We start from the raw sequence: 20,683 nt of genomic DNA, 5'->3' as shown, positions 1-20,683 counted from the left end.
CTCCTTATCATCAGGCGGTATGCGGGCTGAGCACCCGGCCAAGTGCGGCAAGCGCCATATCCAGAATCAACGCGAACAGGGCGGTGGCGGCCGCGCCCAGAATAAGCGTCGGGAAATCGTTCAGGTAAATGCCCGGGAAAATAAGCTCCCCAAAGCTGCTGGCGCCGATAAGAAATGCCAGCGGGGCGGTACCGACGTTTATCGCCGTTGCAATGCGAATACCAGAGAGCATGACGGGCCATGCGTTGGGCAGCTCCACCTGGCGCAACCGCTGGCCTTTGGTCATGCCGATGCCGTTCGCGGCTTCGATAAGCGACCCCGGCACAGAGCAGAGCCCGGCGTAGGTGTTGCGCACAATGGGCAGCAGAGAGGCGAGAAAGAGCGCCACGATGGCAGGTTTGTCGCCAATGCCCACCACCACCATCGCCAGCGCCAGAACGGCCAGCGGCGGCAGCGTGTTACCGACATTAAAAATCTGCATCGCATATTCCGCAAAGCGGCGGGCGGCGGGGCGACTTAACAGGATCCCGCTTGGGATGCCGACCGCGAGCGCGAGCGCCATAGAGCTGAACACCAGCAACAGATGTTGTTTACCGAGATAGAGCAGATCTTCACGGCGGGCGGCGATAGTCTCAGGGCCAATGCCCCAGACCAGCAATCCGATAACCGCCGCGAGGCCGGCCAGCGCCCCGATGGCGCGTAGAGTCAGTGAGGCTTTCTGCATGAGGCATTGTCTCCCTGGTGCACGTTTTATGGCGACAGTGTCGCCTGTTGTTATGCCGTGTTTCGGCAGGGTGTGTTGAGCTATAGCAACCTGTCGGGCAGGATTCCAGCTGGCGTGACGATTAACGGGCTAATGGTTTATCCCGGCAATTAACGATTTGCCCTTACGCCGTCTCGCTTGCGCGCTGAAAAAGAGAATTATCTTAAAAAGACAGGTTGTGAAGTGACACCGTAACAAAAAAGGAGCGTCCCGTGAAAAAATCCCGGCATGGCGCGCAGTTATGGTAGGGTCGGAAAAAACCGAAACGAGAAGACGGAACCTGAAACCATGGGGTTGCTGATAAAAGCACTGCTCGGCGCGGCGGTGGTGGTGTTGATAGGCATGCTGTCAAAAACGAAGAATTATTATATCGCGGGTCTTATTCCGCTCTTTCCGACTTTTGCGCTGATTGCCCACTATATCGTGGTCACCGGGCGCGGCGTGGAGGCGCTGCGCACTACGGTGATTTTCGGCATGTGGGCAATCATTCCTTATTTTGTCTATCTGGCGTCGCTCTGGGTGCTAAGCGGCTGGGTGAAAGTGCCGCTGGCGCTGGGCGGCGCGGTCGCGTGCTGGTGCCTGAGCGCCTGGATACTGATTGCGCTCTGGGGCCGGTTTCACTAGCGGTACAGCGGCTTTTGCGCCACCGGCATGACTAAAGCGCTGCGCCAGCAGGCAAACGTGGCACGCGTCAGTTCGCCAAGCGCGCCGTAAAACGGGTGTTGCGCCTGTGCGCAGAACACCTCCAGAAAACGCGGCGCGAACGGCAGCAGATGCCAGGCTAACAGTTCTTCAAGTTCCCGGGTTTTGGATTGTTCCGCAAGCCAGGCCGCCAGCAGCAACAGCAGGCCGATGTGATCGGCGGGCTCCTGTAGCGGCGTTTCGAAAGTGATGGCGTTATCACGCAACCAGTGTTGCAGGGCAAGCGTGGAGTCACCGAAAAGCACCGATTCACGATCCAGCCAGACGGAGCCCCAGGGCGGCGCAGGCAGCGCGTGCGGCCCAATGAACAACCGCTGCCAGGCCTGCGCGAGTGTTTCGTCTGGCACTGGGGGCGCACAAAATCCATCGATGATGGCAGCATCACACGCGTACGGCCATTCATGCTGCCAGCCGGGCGCGCGCAGCGCGTCGACGATGCCGCTCGCTTGCGGGGCATCGGGCGCATAATAAAAGAGTGCGCCGAGCACGCGGGCGCTGCAGGCAATATCAGAAAGCATCGTTTTCACTGTCGTTATTATCCTTAAAAAACCGGGCGGCCAGGCCGCCCGGGCGTTAACCTGCGATGGCCATGCCGACCGTCATGTGCAGACCATAAAAGAGCCCGCGACCGATAAGCTCGCCCATCAATACCAGTACAAACCCAAGCGCCAGGCCCCATGCCCGCGGCGGTACGCGGCGTACCAATGGACAGAGCCAGCACCCGATTCCGAGCGCGAGCAGCACCATACGCCATGCCTGCCATAAGCCGTAATCGGGAAGCAGCGCGCTTGCCTGCTGCACCGAGCTGTGAATACCCGCAAGGCTTGCGCTCTGCATCAGCGCCGCCGCGAGGCTTATCAAAAACGCCAGTACGCAGACCGCTGCCGAAACCCGGTGGGGCGTAACGTCTGCGAGCGTCAGCAGGAGCGCGCCCAGCAATGGCCCACCGAGCAACGCCGTCATGAAAAAGCCGAGAGTGGTATAGCCGTTATGCCAGGTCGGCACCGTGTCTATTTGGTAGACGCGCGTCATCGCAAAAATAAACACCGCACCAAGCGCCATCGCCACCGCGAGCCAGATTTTACCGACCGTCTCGGGCAGTTTGCCGAGCACCGCCGTGAGCCACCACAACCCGCCGACCGCGAAAAACAGCGATCCGCTGGCAATCTCATTGCTGAGCGGCGAGTGGCCGAGACGATTCAGCGAGTTAAAAGCGCGCAGCGGCGAGCCGAGATGCATGACCGAGGCGAGAAACGCCACCGCCATCAGTAGCCAGAGAAAAAACATGGCGCGCACAATGCGCGGGCGCGCGTCATGTGGACCTGCATACCACGCAAACCCGGTGACGATAAGCCCGCCGGCCACGCACTGGCCAAGCACCGTAAAAATGACGAGCGGCCATTCATGCCATCCGCTTCCCATGTTATACCTCCTTCGGATTCGCCAGACGGCCCGTGGTATCCCCGGTCGGGCGGCTGTTCGCGTTAGGTTTAATGACGATATTCGGACGGGTGAAGTGCGCCGCAGGCAGCGGAGCCACCTGCGCCAGCACGCCATATTTCTCGCGAAGCTCGGCTATGGGGGCCATATCCAGGGCGCGCAGCGGGCACGATTCCACGCAAATCGGTTTTTTGCCCTCATGGATGCGCTCATAACAGCCGTCGCATTTGGTCATGTGGCCTTTCGCGGCGTTGTACTGCGGCGCGCCGTACGGGCAGGCCATGTGGCAATAGCGACAGCCAATGCAGACATCTTCATTCACCACCACGAAACCATCTTCGCGTTTATGCATCGCGCCGCTCGGGCAGACTTTCGTGCAGGCGGGATCCTCGCAGTGGTTACAGGCAATCGAAAGGTAATAGGCGAAAACATTTTGATGCCAGACGCCGTTGTCCTCCTGCCAGTCACCGCCTGCGTATTCATAGATGCGGCGAAAGCTCACGTCAGGGGTGAGATCTTTGTAATCTTTACACGCCAGCTCGCAGGTTTTGCAGCCGGTGCAGCGGCTTGAATCGATATAAAAGCCATATTGTGTCGTCATCGTGACTCCTTAAGCCCTGGCAACCTGGACCAGGTTGCTGTGGGATGGATTGCCTTTTGCGAGCGGTGAGGGCCGCTGTGTCGTCAGTACATTGATGGACCCGGCGTGATCGACGCCGCGATCGTCTGGCTGGTACCACGCGCCTTCGCCGAGCGCGACCACACCCGGCATAACGCGGGGAGTGACTTTGGCTTCAACCTGCGCTTCGCCGCGCCCGTTCCAGAGACGCACCCGATCGCCATCCGTAATGCCGCGCTGTCGGGCATCCAGCGGATTGATCCAGACCTGCTGGCGGCAAGCGGCCTGTAAAACATCGACGTTGCCGTAGGTGGAGTGAGTACGGGCTTTGTAGTGAAAGCCGGTGAGCTGGAGCGGGTACTGTGCAAGCAGCGGATCGCTTACCTGTTCAAAACCGGGGCTGTACACCGGCAGCGGATGAATCACATCGCCTTCCGGCAACTGCCAGTGCGCGGCGATATCCGCAAGGGCGGACGAGTAGATTTCGATTTTGCCTGAGGGGGTAGTGAGCGGGTTGGCGGCAGGATCCTCGCGAAACGCCTGATAGGCGACGTGATGCCCCTGCGGATCGCGCAGCTTAAAGATGCCCTGTTTACGGAAGGTGTCGAAATCGGGCAGTTCGGGGATAGCCTGGCGCGACTGCGCATACAGGTGGCGCAGCCAGCCCTCCTGCGTGCGGCCCTCGGTGAAGCGCTCACCTACACCCATCCGCACGGCGAGCGCGCTGGTGATGTCATAAATCGTGCGGCATTCAAAGCGCGGGGCGATCGCCTGATCGGCGAAAATGACATAAGCCATGTTGCCGCAGGAGGCATCAAGCGCGAAGTCCATCTGTTCTGAGGCGGTGCAATCCGGCAGCAGGATATCGGCATAGCGCGCCGAGGCGGTCATATGGCAGTCGATTACCACAATCAGCTCGCACTTTTTATCATCCTGCAAAATCTCATGGGTGCGGTTTATCTGGGAGTGCTGATTGATAAGGCAGTTACCGGCATAGTTCCAGAGAAGCTTAATCGGCACGTCGAGTTTATCTTTACCGCGCACGCCGTCGGCAAGGGCGGTCATCTGCGGGCCGCGCTCAATGGCGTCAGTCCAGGAAAACATCGAAATGCTGGTTTGCACGGGGTTTTCAAGCGTTGGCATGCGTGCAAACGGGAGTTGAAAGGCGCCTTCGCGTGCGCCGCTGTTGCCGCCGTGGATGCCGACATTACCGGTCAGAATAGGCAGCATCGCAATCGCGCGGCAGGCCAGTTCGCCATTGGAGTGGCGCTGTGGCCCCCAGCCCTGGGCGATAAACGCCGGTTTTGCCTCGCCGATTTCGCGGGCGAGTTTGACTATTCGCTCTTGCGGAATGCCGGTGATGGTCGCGGCCCATTCGGGGGTTTTGGCGATGCCGTCCGGCCCGTCGCCCAGAATATACGCTTTGTAGTGGCCATTGGCGGGCGCGCCTGGCGGCAGCGTTTTCTCGTCATAGCCAATGCAATAATTATCAAGAAACGGCTGATCGACATAATGCTCGGTGATAAGCACCCACGCCAGCGCGGCGGCCAGCGCAGCGTCGGTGCCGGGACGAATGGGGATCCACTCATCTTCGCGCCCGGCGGCGGTGTCGGTGTAGCGCGGATCAATGACTATCATCCGCGCCTGGGATGCCGCGCGCGCCTGTTCGAGGTAATACGTCACGCCACCGCCGCTCATGCGGGTTTCACCGGGGTTATTGCCAAACAGCACCACCAGTTTGCTGTTTTCAATATCTGACGGGCTGTTGCCGTCGGCCCAGCCGCCATAGGTGTAGTTAAGGCCGGCGGCAATTTGCGCGCTGGAGTAATCCCCATAATGGTTGAGATAACCGCCGCAGCAGTTCATCAGGCGGGCAATCAGCGTTTTGCCCGGCGGCCAGGAGCGCGTCATCGTGCCGCCGAGCGTGCCGGTGCCATAGTTAAGATAAATGGCCTCGTTGCCATACTCGCTGATGATACGTTTCATGCCCTGCGCGAGCGTATCCAGCGCCTCTTCCCAGCTAATGCGCACAAATTTCCCTTCACCGCGCTTGCCGATGCGTTTCATCGGGTATTTCAGGCGATCCGGGTTATAGACGCGCCGCCGCATGGAGCGCCCGCGCAGGCAGGCGCGTACCTGATGCAGCCCGTGATAGTCATCGGTGCCGGTATTGTCAGTTTCGACATAGCGGATTTCGCCGTCCACCACATGCATACGCAGCGGGCAGCGGCTGCCGCAGTTGACGGTACAGGCGCTCCAGACGACGCGTTCAGGTGCGCTGACGGCGCGTCCTACCGCCGCCGCCGCGTGCCTGAGCCCAAAGGGGAGAGAGAGGCCGCTTGCGGCGAGCGCCAGCCCACCGTACGCCGTGGATTTCACCAGCGTACGGCGGCTGATCCCGGCCGGCCGATCGGTATTTGACATAGTCACTCCTTTTCCTCCTTCACGGAGGGTAAATGTGCTTCCTGTTGTTATGGTTTTTTGAACATCCGCGTGTCAGATCTTCTCTATCTGCACCAGATTGGTGTGTTGCGGGTTGCCTTTGGCAAGCGGCGACGGGCGCTGCGTGGTGAGTACATTGACACAGCCGCCGTGGTCTATCCGGTCGCCGCTCATGTCAGCCTGATGCCACGCGCCCTGGCCCATCGCGCTGACGCCAGGCATGATGCGCGGGGTCACTTTGGCCGGAAGGCGCACTTCGCCGCGGGCGTTAAAGACGCGTACGGGATCGCCGTTCTCAATGCCGCGCTGCGCGGCATCAATGGGATTGAGCCAGACCTCCTGACGGCAGGCGGCCTGCAGGACGTCGATGTTGCCGTAGGTGGAGTGGGTACGGGCTTTGTAGTGAAAGCCGAAAAGCTGAAGGGGGTACTCCTGGCGCGCGGGCGAGTCCCAGCCTTCAAATGTCGGGGCGTAGACCGGCAACGGACTGATCGTTTCATCGTCGCGCAGCGTCCAGGTGCGGGCTATCGCGGCAAGCGGGGCGGAGTAGATCTCAATTTTTCCTGAGGGCGTTTTAAGCGGATGGGCGAGCGGATCTTCACGAAACGCCTGATAAGCAACGTAATGACCGTTAGGGTCCTTTCGCTTATAAATGCCCTGTTGTTTGAGCGCCTCATACTCCGGTAGCGCCGGGTCGCGGGTACGCATTTTCGCATAGAGATACTGTAGCCACTGCGCCTGTGTGCGCCCTTCGGTGAAACGCTGGTGCACCTCAGGACCGAGACGTTTCGCCACTTCGCTCATCATCCAGTAGATAGGTTTGCGCTCAAATTTCGCTGACGTCGCAGGCTGGGTGAAGATGAGATACCCCATGTTGCCAGCGTAATCGTTAGGGATGATGTCCTCCTGCTCTACGGTCATTAAATCCGGCAGCAGAATGTCGGCGTAGCGAGCCGAGGAGGTCATAAAGTTTTCAATTACCACAATGGTTTCGCATTGCGTATCGTCCTGCAAAATCTCGTGGGTGCGGTTGATATCTGAATGCTGGTTAGTGATGGTATTGCCTGCGTAGTTCCAGATGAACTTAATCGGCACATCGAGTTTTTCTTTGCCGCGTACGCCGTCGGCGAGGGCGGTCATCTGCGGGCCGCGGGCGATGGCGTCGGTCCAGCTAAAGCAGGAAATCTGCGTTTTGACCGGGTTTTCCAGCACCGGCATCCGCTCGATAGTTATCGTGTAAGTAGATTCACGTGCGCCGCTGTTACCGCCATGAATGCCGACGTTGCCGGTAAGGATGGCGAGGATCGCGATAGCGCGGGAGGTAAGCTCGCCATTCGCCTGACGCTGCGGCCCCCAGCCCTGGCAGATGTAAGCCGGTTTCGCACCAGCGATTTCGCGTGCGAGTTTCACGATGCGCGCTTCAGGAATACCGGTGATGCGCGCAGCCCAGGCGGGCGTTTTAGCGATGCCGTCGTCGCCCTGGCCGAGAATATACGCTTTGTAATGCCCGTTGGCGGGCGCGCCCGCCGGGAGCGTTTTCTCGTCATAACCCACGCAGTAACGATCGAGGAAGGGTTGATCGACTAAATTTTCGTCGATCATGATCCAGGCGAGCGCAGAAACCAGCGCGGCGTCGGTACCGGGACGGATCGGGATCCATTCATCTTCACGCCCGGCGGCGGTATCGGTATATCGCGGATCGATAACAATCATGCGCGCCTGCGAGCGTTCGCGGGCCTGTTCGAGATGATAGGTGATCCCGCCGCCGCTCATGCGGGTTTCCGCCGGGTTGTTGCCGAACATCACTACCAGTTTGCTGTTGACGATGTCCGAGGTGCTGTTGCCGTCGTTCGAGCCGTAGGTGTAAGGCATCGCGCAGGCGATTTGCGCGGTGCTGTAAGTGCCATAGTGGCTAAGAAACCCGCCATAGCAATTCATAAGCCGGGCCACCAGCGAGGCGTAAGGCGAGGAGCGGGTGATATTGCCGCCCACGACGCCAGAGGTGTAATTGATATACACCGCTTCATTACCGTATTCGCTGACAATTTTCTTAAGGCTTATGCTTATCGTATCCAGCGCTTCGTCCCAGCTGATACGCTCGAATTTGCCTTCGCCGCGCTTGCCGACGCGCTTCATCGGATAATTCAGGCGGTCAGGGTGGTTGATGCGCCGGCGAATGGAGCGCCCGCGCAGGCAGGCGCGCACCTGGTGATCGCCATAGGTATCAAGCCCGGTATTGTCCGTTTCGACGCGCCAGACGGTGTCGTTGCGAACATGCAGCCGCAGTGCGCAACGGCTGCCGCAGTTTACCGAACAGGCGCCCCAGACCACCTTATCAACAGGTGGGGTGACGGCGATGTCTACCGCGGCGGCAATGCGGGTAAAACCGAAGGGTAGCGTAACGCTGCCCGCCGCCAGCGCGAGGCCGCCGAGTGAGGTGGTGGTAAGAAACTGACGGCGGCTAATGCCCTCGTGATGTTGTGCCATAACTCGCTCCCTGACGGGTCGCTTAAGACGCAGGGCGGCCCTGAAGTAAGAAAATCAGAAGATTAGAGCGCTAATGATTAGCGAAATAAGAGTTTTACCCAGAATGGAGTAGAAAACGTTAACGAGGGTCAAGAGATGGGGCTTACTGGGCGGCAAGAATAAAAAAAAGGGGCCGAAGCCCCTGATGCGTTTACTGTGTTTACTGCGGTTCGCTCGCCGCACCCTGCGACGTGGCGCCGCCCGCCGCGTTACCGCTTTGCGTGCGGGTATAGAGAATTTTTTGTGTATCGTTGGCGCAGTGGCCAACAACCTGTGCATCCGGCTGGTCAGCCTGATCGTTAGGAACGATAGTTAACGTAAACCCGTTTTCTGGTACGCCGTTATTAATGATGCGCTGTTCAATATCGGCTTTTACCCGTTCACAGGAGTTTTGCGCGGCGCTGACCGGCAACGTGGCGGCCAGCAGCAGGGCGCCTGCCCAGTAACGTTTCTTCATGAAAGACTCCTTATTGGCGTAAAACAGATGTTCTAAGCATAGCAGTTGTTATATATATCACTGACTTTTCAGATATCATGCCGCTTTTGGCGAGGCCGCAGAAGGATAATAAAGACGTGAATAAATACGTGACGGTAATGATGATGGCGTGGGTATTGACCGGCTGTGATAAGCCTGACGCGCTCGCGCCGTTTAGCCCCGAAATGGCGAGTTTCTCAAGCGAGTTTAATTTCGATCCGCTGCGCGGCCCGGTAAAAAACTTCACGCAGAAGTTGATCAATGATGATGGTGAAGTGGAAACCGAAGTGAATGGCACGCTGTCTGAGGAAGGGTGTTTCGAAACACTAACCTACGTCGATAAGCCGAGCAACAGCCATCTTTCGCTGGTACTGGATGCGAACTATTACCTTGATGCGATGACCCACGAAAAGCGCATTCGTCTGCAGGGCAAATGCCAACTGGCGGAGTTACCTGCGGTCGGCATGATCTATGAAACCAACGAGCACGACTTCGTAGTGAAAGGGCATACGCCGGAAGTCACCGTCAGCTACCGGTACGATGACGAAGGCTATCCGCTTGGTAAAACCAGCAAAGCCAAAGACGCGGAACTTGCCACGTTCGCCACGCCGAGCGATAAGCGCAAAAAGCATGACTATACGTCTGTGACCAAACTCAACAATAAAGTGATCGATACCGCCGAACAGCGCTGTGAATATGACCGCCATCTTAACCCGTTAAGCTGCGTACTGGCGCTTACCGACACCGGCACGACGCCGCCGAAAAAGCATAAATTCACGATCCAGAACGAAATCAATTACTACTGACAGACGATAAAAGCGCAGGGCACCCTGCGCTTTTTTTATTGTGCGGTGGGTTTGAGCAGGCTGTTTCCGGCCGGTTTGAGGTGCGTCAGGTACTGATGCTGGAAGATGCACATGCGGATGGTGTTGCGGTACTCGCCATTAATAAAAAATTCATGGACCAGTTCGCCTTCCACCATAAACCCAAGCTTGCGATAAATATGAATCGCTTTAGCGTTCTCTTTATCGACGATGAGATAGAGCTTATAGAGGTTTAATACCGTAAAGCCGTAATCCATCGCGAGTTTGGCCGCGCGGCTGGCAAGCCCTTTGCCCTGATGCTCTGGCGAAATAATAATCTGAAATTCGGCGCGGCGGTGTACATGGTTAATTTCAACCAGTTCCACCAGGCCCGCTTTATCGCCGTCACACTCCACCACAAAGCGGCGCTCGCTCTGATCGTGAATATGTTTGTCGTAGAGATCGGAAAGTTCGACGAACGCCTCATAAGGCTCTTCAAACCAATAGCGCATGACGCTTGCGTTGTTATCGAGCTGGTGGACGAAACGCAAATCTTCACGTTCCAGCGGGCGCAGTTTGACTTCAACGTACTCTGTCATTGTTCATCCTTTTATGCGCGAAAAAAACGGCCCCCGCGAGGCGGGAGCCGTCAGGCAGGCGGGGTTACGGATTAATGACGCGGCCGGTGCGGCGGTCAAGACAACGCAGCGTATTGGGTTCCCAGTAAGCGTTGAGGTTCGCGCTTTTTTCGCAGTTATCCTGAGCGTCAAAAGCGACATCTGCTTTATCCCACTCTTTTTCAGCGCGTTTGTTCACTTTTTGGCGTAAAGAACGGGTGTCATTCCATTGCTCTTTATCCATCGCAGCGTCCTGGCGGGTCCGAGCGTTATCGCCGGACTCAATAATCAGTTTATCGGTTTGCGCGTGAGCCACACTGGTCAACGCACCGGTCAGCAGCGCCAGCAGCAGTGAGTGGCGAAGGAAGTTTTTCATGGCGATATCCTTTATGAAGCTGTTCTTGTCGTGAAGCCGACACGCTTTACTATATCATCGTGCGCGAATCACGCACAGCGGCGACAGTTGCCGATATTATCCACAACGAGCCTCAATATGATTAAAACCACTTTGCTGTTTTTCGCCACCGCGCTTGCAGAAATCATCGGCTGTTTCCTGCCGTGGCTGTGGCTGCGTAAGGGCGCAAGCATACTCTGGCTGTTGCCGGCCGCGCTGTCGCTTATGCTGTTTGTCTGGCTCTTGACGCTGCACCCGGCGGCAAGCGGGCGGGTATATGCCGCCTACGGTGGCGTCTATGTCATGACTGCCTTGCTGTGGCTTCGAATCGTGGACGGCGTGCGGCTGAGCCTTTATGACTGGGCCGGGGCAGCAGTCGCCTTGTGTGGCATGCTGATTATTGTCGCAGGCTGGGGCCGCGCCTGACGCTTTCCTGTTGTCATCCCTTTATCCGACATGAAAATGCCTTCACGCTTTGTGAAGCTCCACGCATTTTTCTGCGCATTCAACTTGTATGGTAGTTATATCAGTTGATCGTAATGCGTACAGTTACGCGCAGTTTCGTGTTGAAAAGGGAGCACTATGAAAATCAGTAAGGCGGAAGTATTTGTGACGTGCCCGGGGCGCAATTTTGTCACGCTTAAAATCACGACTGAGGACGGCCTGATCGGGCTTGGCGACGCCACGCTTAACGGACGCGAGCTGTCGGTCGCCAGTTATCTGCGCGATCATCTCTGCCCGCAGCTTATCGGGCGTGACGCGCAGCGTATCGAGGATATCTGGCAGTTTTTCTACAAAGGCGCGTACTGGCGGCGCGGCCCGGTCACGATGTCGGCGATTGCCGCTATCGACACCGCGCTTTGGGATATCAAAGCCAAAGCTGCCGGGATGCCGCTCTATCAGCTGCTCGGCGGCGCGTCGCGCGACGGTGTGATGGTCTATTGCCACACCACCGGGCATTCCATTGATGAGGTGCTGGACGATTACGCGCGCCATAAAGAGCTGGGTTTTAAAGCCATTCGCGTACAGTGCGGCGTGCCGGGTATGAAAACCACCTACGGCATGGCAAAAGGCAAAGGGCTGGCGTATGAACCGGCCACAAAAGGCCAGTGGCCGGAAGAGCAGTTCTGGTCAACGGAAAAATATCTCGATTTCACCCCGAAACTCTTCGAGGCCGTGCGCGATAAATTTGGCTTCCATGAGCATTTGCTGCACGACATGCATCACCGCCTGACGCCCATCGAGGCCGCGCGGTTTGGTAAAAGTATTGAGGATCACCGCCTGTTCTGGATGGAAGATCCCACCCCCGCCGAAAACCAGGCCTGTTTCCGTCTCATTCGTCAGCACACCGTCACACCGATTGCGGTAGGGGAAGTCTTTAACAGTATCTGGGACTGCAAACAGCTTATCGAAGAGCAACTGATTGATTACATCCGCACGACCGTCACCCACGCGGGCGGCATTACCGGCATGCGCCGCATTGCCGATTTTGCGGCGCTTTATCAGGTACGTACCGGCTCGCACGGCCCGTCGGATCTCTCCCCCATTTGTCACGCTGCCGCGCTGCATTTTGATCTCTGGGTACCAAATTTCGGCGTGCAGGAGTTCATGGGGTATTCCGAACAGATGCTGGAGGTGTTCCCGCACAGCTGGACGTTCGACCATGGCTATATGCACCCGGGCGACAAACCAGGGCTTGGCATCGAATTTGACGAAAAACTGGCGGCGAAATACCCCTACGATCCGGCTTATTTGCCGGTCGCCCGCCTTGAAGACGGCACGCTGTGGAACTGGTAACACCACAGATAGCCTGAAATGAAATAATAACGATAACCTCCGGAACCCTACCCATGAAAATCAGAAAATTACGCTGGTATATGATAGGCCTGGTGTCATTAGGCACGATTATTAATGCGCTGGCGCGCAGTTCGCTGAGCGTTTCCGCGCCAACCTTATTTACCGAGCTTCATATCAACGAGCAGCAATATTCGTGGATATTAAGCGCCTTTCAGTTTGCCTATACGATAGCGCAGCCGCTGTGCGGCTTCTTTATTGATGTGGTGGGCTTAAAGCTCGGCTTTTTTATTATGATCATTGCCTGGTCACTCACAAATATGGCGCACGCCACCTGTCATTCGTGGGGCGGACTGGCGTTTTTGCGTGGCCTGATGGGCCTTAGTGAAGCGTCTGCTATTCCGGCGGGCGTAAAGTGTAATTCTGAATGGTTCCCGGCGAAGGAGCGTGGGATTGCAGGCGGGGTGGCGAATATCGGCACGTCTATTGGCGCGATGCTGGCGCCGCCGTTAGTCGTCTGGGCCATCATGGCGTACAACTGGGAGATGGCGTTTGTCATCACCGGCGCGCTCGGTCTTGTATTCGCCGTTATCTGGTGGTTCGGCTATGAAGCGCCGTCACGCCACCGCCGGTTAAGCGCGCAGGAAGCCAGATATATTGAAGAGGGGCAGGAGAAGCATCTGGAGGCGGACGGCACGAAACCCTCCATATTGCAGATCCTGCGCCAGCGAAACTTCTGGGGTATTGCGCTGCCGCGCTTTCTTGCCGACCCGGCGTGGGGAACCATTAACTTCTGGTTGCCGGTTTATCTGATGACGGTGCGTCATATGCCGCTCAAAGAGATTGCGCTGTTCGCCTGGCTGCCGTTTCTGGCTGCCGATTTCGGTGGCATGGCGGGCGGCTTTTTAAATAACGTGATGATGAAGCGCTGGAATATTTCCACCATCAACGCCCGCCGTATTGGCTTTAGCATTGGCGCGCTGCTGATGCTGCCGCTGGCGTTTGTCGGATTTGTCGAAAGCGCGTATCTGGCGGTCGGGCTGGTTTCTGTCTGCGCTTTCGCGCACCAGATGCTCTCCACCCAGGTCATTACGATGGCAACCGATCTTTTCAGACGCAACGAAACCTCGACCGTCAGCGGGTTTGCCGGTACCGCCGGGTGGACAGGCATTTTCATCTGCACCCTAATCATGGGCGGACTGGTAAAAACCGTCGGTTACAATCCGTTCTTTATTATCCTCAGCATGATGGATATTGTCGGTGCGATCATCCTCTGGACCTTCGTCAAAGAGCGCGCCGTGACCCGTCTTGCCGCAAAACCTGTCGCTGTCTAATTCCCAATACCGATCCTGATTACCCGTAAAGCGTGATGAAAGTCACACTTTACTACCATTCTAGTTAATGTAGTGCGTAAAAACTGTCGCAAATCATAAAGCGCGCCGCTACGGCGCGTAGTCTTCATACAAATTACTTTATTTATCAATCGGGTCTTTGTTATGAAATCCACGCTTTTGAATGCTCACGCTGTGCTTCCTCTCTACGATCGTGACGCGCTGGTCGCGCGTATCGTTCACCTTGGTTTTGGCGCGTTTCATCGCGCGCATCAGGGCGTTTATACCGATATTCTGGCCGCTGAGCATGGCAGCGACTGGGGCTATTGCGAAGTTAACCTGATTGGCGGTGAGCAGCAGATAGCCGATATCCGTCGTCAGGATAATCTCTATACCGTAGCGGAGATGTCGGCAGATGCCTGGCGCGCCCGTGTGGTGGGTGTGGTAAAGAACGCGCTGCATGCGCAGGTGGATGGGCTGGAGGCGGTGCTCACCGCGCTGTGTCAGCCGGAGGTAGCGATTGTGTCGCTCACCATCACGGAAAAAGGCTACTGCCATTCGCCCGCGACCGGCGAACTGATGCTGGAAAACCCGCTTATCGCCGCCGATCTGGCGCATCCGCAACAGCCGTCGTCGGCGCCCGGGGTGATTGTCGAGGCGCTGGCGCGCCGCAAGGCCGCCGGGCTTAAAGGGTTCAGCGTCATGTCCTGTGACAATATGCCGGAGAACGGCCAGGTGGCACGCAAGGTGGTGACGGCGTATGCCCGCGCGGTGGACGCGAGCCTGGCGGCCTGGATTGAGGCAAACGTGACATTCCCGTCCACGATGGTGGATCGCATTGTGCCCGCGGTCACCCCGGAGACGCTTGATAAAATCGAGCAGCTTACCGGCGTGCGTGACCCGGCAGGTGTTGCCTGTGAGCCGTTCCGCCAGTGGGTGATTGAAGATAATTTCGTGGCGGGTCGCCCGGCGTGGGAAAACGCAGGCGCGCAGCTGGTGCGCGATGTGGTGCCGTTTGAAGAGATGAAACTGCGTATGCTCAACGGCAGCCATTCGTTTCTCGCGTATCTGGGCTATCTGGCCGGGTATCAGCACATTAACGACTGCATGAATGATGCGAATTACCGTCGCGCGGCCCATGCGCTGATGCTGAAAGAACAGGCGCCGACGCTCAGCGTGCAGGATGTTGATCTCGCAGGCTACGCGGATCTGTTAATTGAGCGCTACAGCAATCCGGCGCTGCGCCACCGCACCTGGCAGATAGCGATGGACGGGAGCCAGAAATTGCCGCAGCGCTGGCTGGATTCGCTGCGCTGGCATCAGGCACACGGCGGCGCGAGCGCGCTCTTAACGCTCGGCGTGGCAGGCTGGATGCGTTATGTCGGCGGGGTGGATGAAGAGGGCAACCCCATTGAGGTGTGCGACCCGCTGCAGGATGTAATTCAGCACGTGGTGCGCGCAAGCGAAGAGGGTGAAGCCCGCGTGCAGGCGCTGCTCGGCATCAGTGCGATTTTCGGCGAGGATCTCGCGCGTCAGCCTGCGTTTGTTGCGCAGGTCACGCAGGCGTATACGATGTTGCAGGAAGCGGGCGCGAAAGCCACGGTGGCGCATTACGTAAAACAGTTTGCCTGATGGCGCAGGACGGATAAGCCTGGCGCCATGCGCCCGTTGAATGAAACGTCTGCCTGAAAAAAATGCCGCTACAGCGGCATTTTTTGTTTTACGCCGGGCGGGTAAACCTGACGCTACCCGCCGCACGAAATTAATGTAACCCCAGACGAATCAGCGCGATCGGCTCGAATTTACCTTCGCAACCTTCCACTTCAACAGTGCGCCCGCGACGGATCTGCTCCGGCGTCATCCCTTCGCCATGGATAGCTTTAATGACGCCAGTCTGGCCGGATGTACTAATCATCACGCGGCTGCCGGTAGTAATAGCGTTACGGTTGCGATCGTAGGTCATCATGGTGATTTCTCCTCTGAACAGGTGGTAATGATCCAGACGAGCCCCATTTTAAAAACCGCAACCGGAAAAACGTTAATCTCGATCAAAAACGAGGCATTTGTGTGATGAATGTCACGTGCCGAAATTACTCGCCCGCTGGTGCTCTGCGCACAATATTTCCGCTGGCAATATCGATATCTATCGTGGCCACCACCGGTGCCACTTCTGGATCCGCACCACCGCGACATCCGTCGCGCGTATGATCCTCGCGCACCAGCAGGCGAAAAAGGCCGCCGTCCTGGGCATTCTCATAGAAAATGCACTGACCGTTGGGATTAAGCGCCAGCGAAACGGTACGCGTCACGCGGGCAAGCGGGCTTGGGCTGATATCGTCACGCCAGCGCTCGCCATCGCCGGTGGCGCGCAGCGCCGGGGTTTCAAGCCAGCCCCTGACGATTTTCCCGTCTTTCCCATACCAGGTCGCCTCGCTGAATCCGGCATCCGGCAGCGCGCGCGTCACGCTTACCGTATCGCCTGCGACCAGAAACAGCTGCGTATCACGACACTGTGCGTCAGGCGCGGAGTAGAAAAAGCGGCGGCCGCCAGTGACCTGATAACGGTTGGCCGCCTCGGGTGTGTCCTGCACGCCGTCCAGGTCGCGAAGGCGGGCAGCGCAGGCGCCTTGCGGTGTCAATAACGCGGGTTGTTCGCGCAGCGATGAGGTATCCATCCAGCCTGTTGCCACGCGTCCGGCGGCGTCGCGATAACTTACCCAGGCGAACGAGGCTGTGGCCTCGCCACCGGCTGGTTTTGCCAGGCGATAAACCTGCACCGTATCGCCAGGCACCAGGAACGCGTCCAGCTTGCACGCGGCGGATGGCGCGGAATAGAAAGGCGCGTGGGGCGCGCCAGTCACCGTTCTGACGGAGTAGGTAAATTCAGCCGCGGCCACGGCGTTGGCCTCCGTTTGCAGGCAATCCGCCAGCAGTGGAGAAGAGAAAAGGGCGCAGCCCAGTAGCAGTAACGCACGCATCGCATCCATCCTTTGACGAAGTAAAACGCCGCGTGGTTACTCTTCGCTGAACCAGTCGCGGTTTTCCTGGCGGATCAACAAAACAGATTCGCTGATCTCCTGAAGATGCAGGCGCATCGTTTCATCCGCGGCCTGCGCGTCGCGCGCTTCCAGCGCGTGAAAAATATCGTTGTGCTGGCGCAGCAACATCTCGGGCGGAGAAACATGATCGAGGCTCATGTAGCGCACCCGATCAATGGTGGCCTTGATATTCTCGACTGTGTCCCAGGCAAGCTGGCAATCTGCAACCTGCGTCAGGCGGTAGTGAAATTCATCATCGAGCTGAAAGAAATCGCCCAGTTGTTTGCGATCGATAGCCGTGCGCTGCTGATTAAGGTTTTGCTCAAGCTGGTAGAGGTCAGCGTCGGTTACCATCGTCGCGGCACGCTGGACGACGGCGCGCTCAATGGCCTGGCGGACAAAGCAGCCGTTGCGCACCTGGCGCAGAGAGATTTTATTGACGAAGCTGCCCCGCTGCGGGCGGATCTGAATCAGACCGTTTTCCGCAAGCTTAATAAAGGCCTCACGCACCGGCTGGCGCGACACGTCAAAGCGTACCGACACCTCTTTTTCAGAAAGCGGCGTGCCGGGGGGGATCAGGCAATGCACGATATCGCGGCGCAGGATGCGGTAAATCTGTTGACTCACCGGCTGGGTCGGGTTGAGCGGGGTTTCAGCGGCCATTCTTCAGTCTTTATTTGCGGGTAACTGCGGCAATTTAACATTAATTGCCCACCCCGCCCAGCAAAGGCGCGGGGAACGGGCATAGGGGAACTACTGGCGATGCACGCTAAGCCCGGCGAAGCTCTGGCTGACCGGCATCATCTCAACGGTGTTGATGTTCACGTGCGCAGGCAGCGACGCGACCCACCAGACCGCTTCAGTCACATCTTCCGGAGTCAGTGCGTTAGTGTTTTCGTAGGTTTTACCCGCTTTCGCATCGTCACCTTTAAAGCGCACGTTGGAAAACTCCGTCCCACCGACCAGGCCCGGCTCGATATCGGTCACGCGTACCGCAGTACCGTGTAAATCGGTGCGCAGGTTCAGGCTGAACTGGCGCACAAAAGCTTTGGTCGCGCCATAGACATTGCCGCCCGCGTAAGGCCAGCTGCCTGCGGTGGAGCCGATATTAATAATATGTCCCCGGTTACGCTCGACCATGCCAGGCAGAACGGCGCGGGTCATGTACACCAGGCCTTTGTTATTGGTGTCTATCATATTTTCCCAGTCTTCAACGCTCGCTTTATGCGCAGGCTCCATTCCCAGCGCCAGCCCTGCGTTATTCACCAGCACGTCGATGTCGCGCCACTCCAGCGGCAGGCTTGCGATCGCCTCATCAATAGCCGCGCGGTTGCGCACGTCAAGTTGCAGCGTCAACACGCTCTCGCCAAGCTCATCCTTCAGCGCGTCGAGACGCGCCTGACGGCGGCCTGTCGCAATGACTTTATGACCGTTTTTCACAAAGCGACGGGTAATGGCCTCGCCAAAACCCGCCGTGGCGCCGGTTACCAGAATAATCATCTCGCTGTTCCTCAAGGCTTTTTCAGAACAGTTACCTTAGCACGCCCGGCGCGCCCTGTGGAATATCACTTCCTGATAGCTTGCCGCGTGAAACCATTGCCGTTTCCGGCGCGGCTGCATAAGCTGTGATTTTGCCATCACGCTTTTTGCGGGAGAAACTCATGCCGGTGACCACCCCTTTTTCTTCAGTGAGCACGCTGCCTTATGGCGCGCCGCCGTTCGATGCGATAACCGATCAACACTATCGTCCCGCCTTTGATGAGGCGGTGCGCCAGAAGCGCGCCGACATCGACGCTATCGCCAGCGACACCGCCGCGCCGACGTTTGAAAACACCTTTCTGGCGCTGGAGCGCAGCGGCGCGATGCTCGCGCGCGTCACCAGCGTCTTTTTCGCTATGACCTCAGCGCACACCAACGATTATCTGCAAGCGCTTGATGAGGCATTCTCCACCGAGCTTGCGGCGCTTGCGGACGATATCCACTTTAACGACACTTTATTCGCACGCCTCAATACCGTGTACGAAGCGCGTCACGCGCTGGGGCTCGATGACGAGTCTTTGCGTCTGGTCGAGGTCGTCTGGCAGCAGTTTATGCTCGCCGGCGCAACGCTTGGCGCAGACGAGAAAGCACAGCTTAAAGCACTTAACCGTGAAGCGGCGCAGCTCACCAGCCAGTTCAACCAGCGCCTGCTGGCGGCAGATAAAGCTGGCGGGCTGCTGGTCACCTCACAGGCGGCGCTGGCGGGCCTGAGTGAGGCGGAAATTGCCGCCGCTGCCGAGGCCGCGCGCGAAAAAGGGCTGGAAGGCCGCTGGCTTATCGCGCTTCTTAACACCACTCAACAGCCTGCGCTACAGTCGCTCGCTCATCGCGACACGCGCGAGGCGCTTTTTAAAGCAGGCTGGCACCGCACCGAGAAGGGCGATGCCAACGATACCCGCGCGCTGGTGCTGCGCCTTGCACAACTGCGCGCGCAACAGGCCGCGTTACTGGGCTTTGAGGATTTCGCGGCCTGGACGCTCGCCGATCAGATGGCGAAAACGCCGGACGCGGCGCTGCGCTTTATGCGTGACATCGTACCTGCGGCAACCGACCGCGCTAAACGCGAGCTTGCGGATATTCAGCAGGCTATCGACAGCCAGCAAGGGGGTTTTCAGGCGCAAGCCTGGGACTGGGCGTTTTATGCCGAACAGGTGCGACGCGAGAAATACGCGCTTGATGAGGCACAGATCAAACCCTATTTCGAGCTCAATAATGTGCTTATCCACGGCGTTTTTTACGCGGCCAGCGCGCTGTTTGGCTTACGCTTTACCGAACGCACCGACATCCCGGTGTATCATCCTGACGTGCGCGTCTGGGAGATTTTCGATAAAGACGGCAGCGGGCTTGCGCTCTTTTACGGCGATTTCTTCGCGCGTGACAGCAAAAGCGGCGGCGCGTGGATGGGCAATTTCGTCGAGCAGTCGACGCTTGCCGGTCACAAGCCGGTCATCTACAACGTCTGCAACTATCTTAAACCCGCCGCCGGACAGCCTGCGCTCATCTCCTGGGATGATGTCATCACGCTGTTTCATGAGTTCGGCCATACGCTCCATGGATTATTTGCACGTCAGCGTTATGCGACGCTCTCCGGCACCAATACGCCGCGTGATTTCGTGGAGTTCCCGTCGCAAATTAACGAGCACTGGGCAAGCCAGCCGGAGGTGTTCGCCCATTACGCGCGCCATTATCAGACCGGCGAGCCGATGTCCGAGGCGCTTCGTGAAAAACTTTTCCGCGCGGTACGTTTTAACAAAGGCTACGACATGACCGAGCTGCTGGCCGCGGCCCTGCTGGATCAACACTGGCATAGCCTCTCGCCGTCCTCTGCGCCTGATGACGTCACCGCTTTTGAGGCCGCCGCCCTCGCGCAGGAAAATATCGCGCTGCCCTGTGTGCCTCCCCGCTATCGCAGCACCTATTTTGCGCATATTTTTGGCGGTGGTTATGCGGCGGGCTATTACGCCTATCTCTGGACGCAGATGCTGGCTGACGATGGCTATATGTGGTTTGTAGAGCAGGGCGGGCTGACGGCGCAAAACGGCGAGCGTTTTCGTGAGGCGATTTTGTCGCGCGGTAACAGCAGCGATCTCGACGCCTTGTGGGTGGCCTGGCGCGGGCATGCGCCGCGCATCGAGCCGATGTTGAAAAACCGTGGTTTAAGTGAATAACGCCACGTTTAGGCTACGTTGAGCCCGCGCGT

The 20,683-nt window shown here is 57.9% G+C and carries 20 protein-coding genes; 7 read left to right on the top strand and 13 right to left on the bottom strand.

Annotated features, from left to right (window positions below):
• Positions 1-10: 10 nt before the first annotated feature.
• Entirely contained in the window at positions 11-724 is a 714-nt protein-coding gene (gene osmY, locus AFK62_RS09980; RefSeq protein ID WP_007671440.1) for an osmoprotectant ABC transporter permease OsmY, read from the bottom strand.
• Between the two features lie 327 nt (positions 725-1,051).
• On the opposite strand from osmY, the gene AFK62_RS09975 reads away from it, so the two are divergent.
• Positions 1,052-1,387 carry a GlpM family protein gene (locus AFK62_RS09975; RefSeq protein ID WP_007671439.1) on the top strand — a complete coding sequence of 112 codons (336 nt, stop codon included), beginning with the start codon at positions 1,052-1,054 and terminating at the stop codon, positions 1,385-1,387.
• Here the strand turns inward: AFK62_RS09975 and dmsD are convergent.
• The 6 genes from dmsD to AFK62_RS09945 all read right to left on the bottom strand — a co-directional run bounded on the left by dmsD (position 1,384) and on the right by AFK62_RS09945 (position 8,949).
• The gene (dmsD, locus tag AFK62_RS09970; RefSeq protein WP_007671436.1) at positions 1,384-1,992 is read right to left on the bottom strand and encodes a Tat proofreading chaperone DmsD; all 609 of its coding nucleotides are present in this window, start codon (positions 1,990-1,992) and stop codon (positions 1,384-1,386) included. The genes AFK62_RS09975 and dmsD overlap by 4 nt on opposite strands.
• 46 nt (positions 1,993-2,038) lie before the next feature.
• Positions 2,039-2,887, bottom strand: a complete 849-nt coding sequence (locus AFK62_RS09965; protein ID WP_007671434.1) for a DmsC/YnfH family molybdoenzyme membrane anchor subunit — start codon at positions 2,885-2,887, stop codon at positions 2,039-2,041.
• 1 nt (position 2,888) lies between these two features.
• On the bottom strand, positions 2,889-3,506 hold the full coding sequence (locus AFK62_RS09960; RefSeq protein ID WP_007671430.1) for a DMSO/selenate family reductase complex B subunit: 618 nt from the start codon (positions 3,504-3,506) through the stop codon (positions 2,889-2,891).
• Between the two features lie 9 nt (positions 3,507-3,515).
• Entirely contained in the window at positions 3,516-5,948 is a 2,433-nt protein-coding gene (gene dmsA, locus AFK62_RS09955) for a dimethylsulfoxide reductase subunit A (RefSeq protein WP_007671428.1), read from the bottom strand.
• Positions 5,949-6,020: 72 nt separating this feature from the next.
• Positions 6,021-8,453: a selenate/tellurate reductase subunit YnfE gene (gene ynfE / locus AFK62_RS09950; protein WP_053531881.1), complete on the bottom strand. Its 2,433-nt coding sequence runs from the start codon at positions 8,451-8,453 to the stop codon at positions 6,021-6,023.
• A 199-nt stretch (positions 8,454-8,652) separates the two neighbouring features.
• Positions 8,653-8,949, bottom strand: coding sequence for a DUF1161 domain-containing protein (locus AFK62_RS09945; RefSeq protein ID WP_007671423.1), 297 nt, complete (start codon positions 8,947-8,949; stop codon positions 8,653-8,655).
• Between the two features lie 116 nt (positions 8,950-9,065).
• On the opposite strand from AFK62_RS09945, the gene AFK62_RS09940 reads away from it, so the two are divergent.
• A complete protein-coding gene (locus tag AFK62_RS09940; RefSeq protein ID WP_007671417.1) occupies positions 9,066-9,773 on the top strand; it encodes a YnfC family lipoprotein in 708 nt (235 codons plus the stop codon).
• A gap of 35 nt (positions 9,774-9,808) precedes the next feature.
• Here the strand turns inward: AFK62_RS09940 and speG are convergent, their stop codons facing one another.
• Positions 9,809-10,369, bottom strand: coding sequence for a spermidine N1-acetyltransferase (gene speG / locus AFK62_RS09935; protein ID WP_007671415.1), 561 nt, complete (start codon positions 10,367-10,369; stop codon positions 9,809-9,811).
• A gap of 64 nt (positions 10,370-10,433) precedes the next feature.
• Positions 10,434-10,763 carry a DUF1283 family protein gene (locus AFK62_RS09930; protein ID WP_007671411.1) on the bottom strand — a complete coding sequence of 110 codons (330 nt, stop codon included), beginning with the start codon at positions 10,761-10,763 and terminating at the stop codon, positions 10,434-10,436.
• 117 nt (positions 10,764-10,880) lie between these two features.
• On the opposite strand from AFK62_RS09930, the gene AFK62_RS09925 reads away from it, so the two are divergent.
• The 4 genes from AFK62_RS09925 to AFK62_RS09910 all read left to right on the top strand — a co-directional run bounded on the left by AFK62_RS09925 (position 10,881) and on the right by AFK62_RS09910 (position 15,538).
• Positions 10,881-11,207: a YnfA family protein gene (locus AFK62_RS09925; RefSeq protein ID WP_007671409.1), complete on the top strand. Its 327-nt coding sequence runs from the start codon at positions 10,881-10,883 to the stop codon at positions 11,205-11,207.
• A 156-nt stretch (positions 11,208-11,363) separates the two neighbouring features.
• Positions 11,364-12,578: a D-mannonate dehydratase ManD gene (manD, locus tag AFK62_RS09920; protein ID WP_007671407.1), complete on the top strand. Its 1,215-nt coding sequence runs from the start codon at positions 11,364-11,366 to the stop codon at positions 12,576-12,578.
• 53 nt (positions 12,579-12,631) lie between these two features.
• Positions 12,632-13,909, top strand: a complete 1,278-nt coding sequence (locus AFK62_RS09915) for an MFS transporter (RefSeq protein ID WP_007671403.1) — start codon at positions 12,632-12,634, stop codon at positions 13,907-13,909.
• Positions 13,910-14,071: 162 nt separating this feature from the next.
• Positions 14,072-15,538, top strand: coding sequence for a mannitol dehydrogenase family protein (locus AFK62_RS09910; protein ID WP_007671401.1), 1,467 nt, complete (start codon positions 14,072-14,074; stop codon positions 15,536-15,538).
• Positions 15,539-15,668: 130 nt separating this feature from the next.
• On the opposite strand, the gene ydfZ is transcribed toward AFK62_RS09910, so the two are convergent.
• The 4 genes from ydfZ to ydfG form a co-directional block, all read right to left on the bottom strand.
• Entirely contained in the window at positions 15,669-15,872 is a 204-nt protein-coding gene (ydfZ, locus tag AFK62_RS09905) for a putative selenium delivery protein YdfZ (RefSeq protein WP_007671399.1), read from the bottom strand.
• A 124-nt stretch (positions 15,873-15,996) separates the two neighbouring features.
• Positions 15,997-16,884: a hypothetical protein gene (locus tag AFK62_RS09900; protein WP_007671396.1), complete on the bottom strand. Its 888-nt coding sequence runs from the start codon at positions 16,882-16,884 to the stop codon at positions 15,997-15,999.
• Positions 16,885-16,920: 36 nt separating this feature from the next.
• Positions 16,921-17,607: a GntR family transcriptional regulator gene (locus AFK62_RS09895; protein ID WP_007671393.1), complete on the bottom strand. Its 687-nt coding sequence runs from the start codon at positions 17,605-17,607 to the stop codon at positions 16,921-16,923.
• A gap of 90 nt (positions 17,608-17,697) precedes the next feature.
• Positions 17,698-18,444 carry a bifunctional NADP-dependent 3-hydroxy acid dehydrogenase/3-hydroxypropionate dehydrogenase YdfG gene (gene ydfG, locus AFK62_RS09890; RefSeq protein ID WP_007671389.1) on the bottom strand — a complete coding sequence of 249 codons (747 nt, stop codon included), beginning with the start codon at positions 18,442-18,444 and terminating at the stop codon, positions 17,698-17,700.
• A 161-nt stretch (positions 18,445-18,605) separates the two neighbouring features.
• Between ydfG and dcp the strand changes: the two genes are divergently transcribed.
• Positions 18,606-20,651: a peptidyl-dipeptidase Dcp gene (gene dcp / locus AFK62_RS09885; protein ID WP_053531880.1), complete on the top strand. Its 2,046-nt coding sequence runs from the start codon at positions 18,606-18,608 to the stop codon at positions 20,649-20,651.
• The last annotated feature ends 32 nt before the right edge of the window (positions 20,652-20,683 follow it).

Source organism: Cronobacter condimenti 1330 (assembly GCF_001277255.1).
Classification (GTDB): domain Bacteria; phylum Pseudomonadota; class Gammaproteobacteria; order Enterobacterales; family Enterobacteriaceae; genus Cronobacter; species Cronobacter condimenti.
This window is presented reverse-complemented; position numbering and strand designations above follow the sequence as displayed.

Bases quoted from the DNA above. Each gene is read 5' to 3' on its own strand.
- osmY (WP_007671440.1), bottom strand. From the start codon at position 724: ATGCAGAAAGCCTCACTGACTCTACGCGCCATCGGGGCGCTGGCCGGC.
- AFK62_RS09975 (WP_007671439.1), top strand. From the start codon at position 1,052: ATGGGGTTGCTGATAAAAGCACTGCTCGGCGCGGCGGTGGTGGTGTTG.
- AFK62_RS09965 (WP_007671434.1), bottom strand. From the start codon at position 2,887: ATGGGAAGCGGATGGCATGAATGGCCGCTCGTCATTTTTACGGTGCTT.
- AFK62_RS09960 (WP_007671430.1), bottom strand. From the start codon at position 3,506: ATGACGACACAATATGGCTTTTATATCGATTCAAGCCGCTGCACCGGC.
- dmsA (WP_007671428.1), bottom strand. From the start codon at position 5,948: ATGTCAAATACCGATCGGCCGGCCGGGATCAGCCGCCGTACGCTGGTG.
- ynfE (WP_053531881.1), bottom strand. From the start codon at position 8,453: ATGGCACAACATCACGAGGGCATTAGCCGCCGTCAGTTTCTTACCACC.
- AFK62_RS09945 (WP_007671423.1), bottom strand. From the start codon at position 8,949: ATGAAGAAACGTTACTGGGCAGGCGCCCTGCTGCTGGCCGCCACGTTG.
- speG (WP_007671415.1), bottom strand. From the start codon at position 10,369: ATGACAGAGTACGTTGAAGTCAAACTGCGCCCGCTGGAACGTGAAGAT.
- AFK62_RS09930 (WP_007671411.1), bottom strand. From the start codon at position 10,763: ATGAAAAACTTCCTTCGCCACTCACTGCTGCTGGCGCTGCTGACCGGT.
- AFK62_RS09925 (WP_007671409.1), top strand. From the start codon at position 10,881: ATGATTAAAACCACTTTGCTGTTTTTCGCCACCGCGCTTGCAGAAATC.
- manD (WP_007671407.1), top strand. From the start codon at position 11,364: ATGAAAATCAGTAAGGCGGAAGTATTTGTGACGTGCCCGGGGCGCAAT.
- AFK62_RS09915 (WP_007671403.1), top strand. From the start codon at position 12,632: ATGAAAATCAGAAAATTACGCTGGTATATGATAGGCCTGGTGTCATTA.
- AFK62_RS09910 (WP_007671401.1), top strand. From the start codon at position 14,072: ATGAAATCCACGCTTTTGAATGCTCACGCTGTGCTTCCTCTCTACGAT.
- ydfZ (WP_007671399.1), bottom strand. From the start codon at position 15,872: ATGATGACCTACGATCGCAACCGTAACGCTATTACTACCGGCAGCCGC.
- AFK62_RS09900 (WP_007671396.1), bottom strand. From the start codon at position 16,884: ATGCGTGCGTTACTGCTACTGGGCTGCGCCCTTTTCTCTTCTCCACTG.
- AFK62_RS09895 (WP_007671393.1), bottom strand. From the start codon at position 17,607: ATGGCCGCTGAAACCCCGCTCAACCCGACCCAGCCGGTGAGTCAACAG.
- ydfG (WP_007671389.1), bottom strand. From the start codon at position 18,444: ATGATTATTCTGGTAACCGGCGCCACGGCGGGTTTTGGCGAGGCCATT.
- dcp (WP_053531880.1), top strand. From the start codon at position 18,606: ATGCCGGTGACCACCCCTTTTTCTTCAGTGAGCACGCTGCCTTATGGC.